This is a genomic window from Pseudomonas sp. NPDC087804, from assembly GCF_044742965.1.
Lineage (GTDB): Bacteria > Pseudomonadota > Gammaproteobacteria > Pseudomonadales > Pseudomonadaceae > Aquipseudomonas > Aquipseudomonas rustica.
Genome location: NZ_JBIUVN010000044.1, coordinates 16,245 through 16,771 on the forward strand (window position 1 = coordinate 16,245; position 527 = coordinate 16,771).

General features: G+C 60.0%; 1 pseudogene. It reads left to right on the forward strand.

The features are described from left to right. Window positions 1-527 (forward strand): annotated as a pseudogene (gene gyrB / locus ACIOMO_RS27160) (DNA gyrase subunit B); the annotation flags it as partial.

Below are 527 nucleotides of genomic sequence, written 5' to 3' on the forward strand. Positions count from 1 at the left end.
CGTGGAAATCGCCCTGCAGTGGAACGACAGCTTCAACGAGAACCTGTTGTGCTTCACCAACAACATTCCGCAGCGCGATGGCGGCACCCACCTGGTGGGCTTCCGTTCGGCACTGACGCGTAACCTGAACACCTACATCGAAGCCGAAGGCCTGGCGAAGAAGCACAAAGTCGCCACCACCGGTGACGATGCCCGTGAAGGCCTGACCGCGATCATTTCGGTGAAAGTGCCGGATCCGAAGTTCAGCTCGCAGACCAAAGACAAGCTGGTCTCTTCCGAAGTGAAGACCGCGGTCGAACAGGAAATGGGCAAGTACTTCTCCGACTTCCTCCTGGAAAACCCGAACGAAGCCAAGCTGGTCGTCGGCAAGATGATCGACGCTGCCCGTGCCCGTGAAGCCGCGCGTAAAGCCCGTGAGATGACCCGCCGCAAAGGCGCGCTGGACATCGCCGGTCTGCCGGGCAAGCTCGCTGACTGCCAGGAAAAAGACCCGGCGCTCTCCGAACTGTACCTCGTGGAAGGTGACT